The organism is Pseudomonas persica (genome assembly GCF_900291015.1).
Lineage (GTDB): Bacteria > Pseudomonadota > Gammaproteobacteria > Pseudomonadales > Pseudomonadaceae > Aquipseudomonas.
In genome coordinates this window covers 1-238 of sequence record NZ_OLKL01000354.1, presented here as the reverse complement: position 1 = coordinate 238, position 238 = coordinate 1, and the positions used below count along the sequence as shown (strand labels likewise).

At 70.6% G+C, this 238-nt stretch carries 1 pseudogene; it reads right to left on the bottom strand.

The features are described 5' to 3' along the window. Positions 1 to 238: pseudogene (locus FQ664_RS26860) on the bottom strand (AMP-binding protein); the annotation flags it as partial.

The window sequence follows — 238 nt, the reverse complement described above, 5'->3', positions numbered from 1 at the left end:
GGCCAGTACCACGCCCTGGGCCACGCTGGCCTGCGCCTGCAGCCGCGCCTCGATTTCGCCCAGTTCGATGCGAAAACCTCGAATCTTCACTTGATGGTCGATCCGCCCCAGGTACTCCACCACCCCCGCGCCGCCGTAGCGGGCCAGGTCGCCCGAGCGGTACAGGCGGCCACCCTGGCTGTCGAACGGGTTCGGCACGAAGCGCTCGGCGGTCAGCCCCGGGCGCCCGTGATACCCC